The sequence below is a fragment of the Endozoicomonas sp. SESOKO4 genome (assembly GCF_024606275.1).
Window position 1 is genome coordinate 1 of record NZ_JAHHPS010000656.1, and the last position, 2,644, is coordinate 2,644.

General features: G+C 53.1%; 2 protein-coding genes. Both read right to left on the bottom strand.

The features are described from left to right. Window positions 1-197 precede the first annotated feature (197 nt). Window positions 198-1,688 (bottom strand): anion permease, encoded by a 1,491-nt coding sequence (locus KDK16_RS12780; protein ID WP_257276420.1) that lies wholly within the window; start codon window positions 1,686-1,688, stop codon window positions 198-200. 81 nt (window positions 1,689-1,769) lie between these two features. Further along, on the bottom strand, window positions 1,770-2,644 hold an 875-nt coding region (locus KDK16_RS12785; protein WP_257276421.1), incomplete at its 5' end, for a hypothetical protein.

The following is a 2,644-nucleotide window of genomic DNA, read 5'->3' on the forward strand; positions in this document are numbered from 1 at the left end:
GTTTGTTCAGACAGCAACGCCCGCAGCCATCACAAAGAGACTCCCATTCATTACGGGTCATGGCCTCCAGGCTTTTGGTGCGCCAGAAAGGTTCTTGAGCAGGGATGGACATAGGCTGGAAATCGGGTGGTATGAGAGTGTGAAACCTACCGCAAATCTTCAGGTAAAGAAACAGGCGACTTCACACTCTGGTTTATTTACTGAGCCGGAGACAAGAGTCCGGTCCACTGCCACCAGGTCATGGAGAAGAGTACAAAGGTCAGCAGACAGGCCAGAGTCAGCAGCAAGCCGATCCGTGCAAATGTTTTCGCCTGGAAGGTGCCTGTAGAATAGGCCACCATGTTTTGGGGGGAATTCACCGGCAGGATCATACCAAAGCTTACGGCAAAGAGTTGCAGAAGCACCAGCCCCATGGCGTTATGCATCATAGTGTCTGGCAGGGTGTCGGTGAAAGCCAGGAACACTGGCAGTAATGCCACGGTCAGGCTCATTGCCGAAGCAAACCCCAAATGCATGACCACCGTAAACAACGTCATCGCAAACACTAGCAGGGCCAACGTCATGGTGTGGATTTCCATGGATGAGAAACAGCGTTCTGCCAGCCAGGCAGCGGCGCCTGTACTGACCAATTGTTGACCCAGACTAATGCTGACGCCAAACATGACGATGACGCCCCAGGGAATGCGCTTCTCAATATCTTTCCAGCTCTCAAAGACGCCTGTTCCGGGCAACAGCAGACAAACGGACATCAACAACATGGTGGCTGGAACGGTAATGTGGTGAAGCGTACCTTCTGTCACCCACAGGCTGATCAGCAGAACGGTAAACAGAGCCAGTTTCTTCTGTTGGAAAGACCAGGGTTCGGAAGAGGTGTGCAGGCAACGGCTGATGTCATCTTTCAGCGAGTGCCCTTTTACCTCAGCTTTCAAAATGAAATACAGGATGACGGTCATCAGGGCTGACCAGGGGCCGGCATGGATCAGCCATTGAATCCAGGTCATGGTGAAGCCACTGTGTTCATGCATCAACTCAAGGCCTGCCACATTGTGGCCGGTCGCCGTCATGACACCGACATTCCATATGGTACTGACCTGGGCGGCCCCCATGATCAGTACCGCCGCCAGACGGCTTTTAGGGTCCAGACCCAGTGTGGCGATCACTCCTGCCAGAATGGGAACCTGAACAGCAGTACGCCCCGTGGGTGAAGGTATCATAAAGGAGAATACCACGCCGACCAGGAGGCAGCCGGCAATGATGGCGCCGTGACTGGGGCGAATGCGCGACAGAATTGCCAGAGCTATACGTTTATCCAGCTCAGTGGACTGCATAGCGGCGGCCATGATCAGGGCACCGGCTATAACAATGATGCTGGGCGATGAAAAGCCTTTCATGGCCAGCCCCAGTGCTTTACTGGTACCCAGAATGGTACCGGTTTCACTGCTGGGGACAACACCTGTCAATAGAGTAACCAGTGCCGCAATGAGCAGGGCACTGATGGGGTAAGCCAGGGCTTCAGTTACCCAGAGGATGACCGCCATGACCAGAATGCCCAGCATGATCTGGCCATAAGCGGTCAGGCCCTCCAGAGGCAGAGAGATCACCAGCAGGAGTGCGCAGAACGACAGGGGAACAGCCAGTCTTGCGGTCCATTGCCTGAGTGCAGTCGGGTTTTCCAGATGACTGGACATAATTAATACAACCTCATTCAATTATTAGTGTTCGAAGGAGAGGAACCCTAAAGTCTAATAAAGGATGAGGTTCTTGCAGGATTAATCGTCTTTCAGGACAAAATTTTGCAGAAAACCGTACTCTTGTTCCATATCTTCTGTGTCTTCCAGCAGGTTTTCAGGGTCCTTCAGATGACCCTCAGGGGTGTGGTGCTCCGAGAGTTTTTCAGTGAGCGCCTGACAGTGGAAGACATGTTCTCTGGCCGAGGTCTGGCCAGCTTCGGGATATAATGGCTTTTTGATGGCTGCGGCGCCAATAGCCGTGAGAGTGAGAATGCTGTTATCAGACTCAAGGGTTTCAACGGCGGGAGATAGAACCGTCTTTACCGGTGAAAAAGTAGACAGGGACTCTTGTCTCAAGTGCTCCGGCCGGATGCCCCGTTTGGGCAGTTCCATCCGCTCCGCTACCGTTTCAAACCAGGCCGCCAGAATCTCCCGACGTATTGCTCCTGACTCTTCAGGAGTGGCCAGATATTGAAGGGAAGCCTCTGCCGCCTGAAGAAATTGGCACAGTGGTCGGGGGAGCTCCATATCAATCTGGATGGATTGTCGGCTTTCGGTGTGAACCGTTTTCAACGGCAACGGTTTATTTTTTATTGCGAGGTGGAGCTTTTCCAATTCCTCTGAAAGTAAGTACTGACGGTTGTTCTCAAAACCTTCCTTCCCCTTCCTTTCGATCAGATTGAGCCGGATACCGGCCAGAACGTTCTTTCTCACTCCGGGCAGTGCGGGCGCCTCATGACCCAGTCTCGCCCGCAAATGTTTGACCAGAGCGTCGCTGAATGACGGGTCGATCACCGTAACATTGAAAGGACTCTTTGCCGGAGGTTCGATCAGAGTTGGCGACTGGGGTAATGAAAATTCACATCGACACGCTATGCGCTTTGGTGGCTTGAAGGGCTCCCCTTTGACAGCCT

Excerpts from the sequence above, each read along its gene's own strand:
- KDK16_RS12780 (WP_257276420.1), bottom strand. The coding sequence starts at position 1,688 with ATGTCCAGTCATCTGGAAAACCCGACTGCACTCAGGCAATGGACCGCA.